This is a genomic window from Bacillus sp. LR--39 (assembly GCF_053613335.1).
In genome coordinates this window covers 1-1,905 of record NZ_JBSIOT010000063.1, presented here as the reverse complement: position 1 = coordinate 1,905, position 1,905 = coordinate 1, and the positions used below count along the sequence as shown (strand labels likewise).

3 protein-coding genes are annotated in these 1,905 nt (G+C 44.4%); all 3 read left to right on the top strand.

The window, feature by feature from the left end:
• On the top strand, positions 1-192 hold a 192-nt coding region (locus ACWHAR_RS20270; protein WP_452087637.1), incomplete at its 5' end, for a response regulator transcription factor.
• A gap of 49 nt (positions 193-241) precedes the next feature.
• On the top strand, positions 242-1,474 hold the full coding sequence (gene pepT, locus ACWHAR_RS20265; protein WP_452087636.1) for a peptidase T: 1,233 nt from the start codon (positions 242-244) through the stop codon (positions 1,472-1,474).
• A gap of 104 nt (positions 1,475-1,578) precedes the next feature.
• Positions 1,579-1,707, top strand: a complete 129-nt coding sequence (locus ACWHAR_RS20260) for a hypothetical protein (protein WP_003227241.1) — start codon at positions 1,579-1,581, stop codon at positions 1,705-1,707.
• The last annotated feature ends 198 nt before the right edge of the window (positions 1,708-1,905 follow it).

Genomic DNA, 1,905 nt, shown 5'->3' with positions numbered 1-1,905 from the left:
CCGTTCACCAAAAGACAGCTTGAGGTTCTTCAGCAAATGGCCTACGGACTGACAAATGAGGATATTGCTGAAAAGGTTTTCGTCAGTGAAAGCACTGTGAAAACCCACGTGCACCGCATCCTGCAAAAATGCAATGCCCAAGACCGGACACAGGCAGTCGTATTTGCCATTCGAAACGGTATTGTGCAATAGAAATCTCTCATCCCGCCATGCTAAAATAAGACAAAGGAGATGATTGGAAATGAAAGAAGAAATCATTGAACGGTTTACTACATATGTAAAAGTCGACACACAGTCCGATGAATCCGTTGACACTTGTCCTTCCACACCCGGCCAATTGACATTAGGAAACATGCTAGTTGATGAATTGAAGTCCATCGGCATGCAGGATGCAGCCATTGATGAAAACGGCTATGTCATGGCAACTCTTCCCTCCAATACTGAAAAAGACGTGCCGACAATCGGTTTTCTCGCTCACGTCGACACCGCTACAGACTTTACCGGCAAAAACGTGAATCCGCAAATCATCGAAAGCTATGATGGAAAAGACATCGTTCTTAACGAACAGCTGCAGGTCACCCTGTCACCTGATCAATTTCCTGAGCTGTCAGGCTATAAGGGCCATACACTCATCACCACAGACGGCACCACCCTTCTCGGCGCAGACAATAAGGCCGGTATCGCTGAAATCATGACAGCCATGGATTACCTCATCAAACACCCTGAAATCAAGCACGGCACAATCAGAGTCGCCTTTACGCCTGATGAAGAAATCGGAAGAGGGCCGCACAAATTTGATGTGAAACGGTTCAATGCTTCCTTTGCCTACACGGTTGACGGCGGGCCGCTCGGCGAGCTTGAATATGAAAGCTTCAATGCCGCTGCCGCAAAAATTACGATTAAAGGCAACAACGTACATCCCGGAACAGCTAAAGGAAAAATGATCAACTCTGCGAAAATCGCGATGAAGCTGAACAGCCTGCTGCCGGCAGACGAAGCGCCTGAATATACGGAAGGCTATGAAGGCTTCTATCACCTGCTGTCGATTCAAGGAGACGTAGACGAAACAAAGCTCCACTACATTATCAGAGACTTTGACAAAGAGAATTTCCAAAACAGAAAAGAAACAATGAAGCGTGCCGTTGAAGAACTTCAAAACGAATACGGGCAAGACCGGATTCTGCTGGATATGAACGACCAATACTACAATATGAGAGAGAAAATTGAACCTGTCATCGAAATCGTCAACATCGCCAAGCAAGCGATGGAAAACCTCGGCATCGAACCGAAGATTTCTCCCATCCGCGGCGGCACCGACGGATCGCAGCTGTCCTACATGGGGCTTCCGACGCCAAACATCTTTACAGGCGGGGAAAACTTCCACGGCAAATTTGAATACATCTCAGTTGATAACATGGTCAAAGCCGTAAATGTCATCGTTGAGATTGCAAAGCAGTTTGAAGCGCAAGCCTAATGCCAAAAGCCAGTCCAAAAAAGGACTGGTTTTTTTGTGTGAAAATGAAACATTTTAAACACGTCCTCCGTAAAACAAGTATCAACAAATGAGGAGGAAAAACAATGACAAAACATGCAATCGCTGCAAAGAGTCTCTTGAAAAAATGGATCATTTCCAGGCCGCTTAACATGCAAAAGAAATCCAGCCCATTTCAAAAAATCAGAAAAATGTTCAAACGCTTCTTCAAATAAAACATTCAAATCCCCTAAATACAATCCGTATTCACCCGTACCGCCCAAATGCTCCGTAATTTGGGTTTTTTGTGTTCAATTCCGCAAAATAGGGTATAAACCAAACAAGCAAGAAAACAGCACCCAAAAACAGGCAATTTGAATTACGTAAACTTAGGTTAAAAGTTATATAAAGGAATTTATTTTATCGTCGATAGT

Excerpts from the sequence above, each read along its gene's own strand:
- pepT (WP_452087636.1), top strand. The coding sequence starts at position 242 with ATGAAAGAAGAAATCATTGAACGGTTTACTACATATGTAAAAGTCGAC.
- ACWHAR_RS20260 (WP_003227241.1), top strand. The coding sequence starts at position 1,579 with ATGACAAAACATGCAATCGCTGCAAAGAGTCTCTTGAAAAAATGGATC.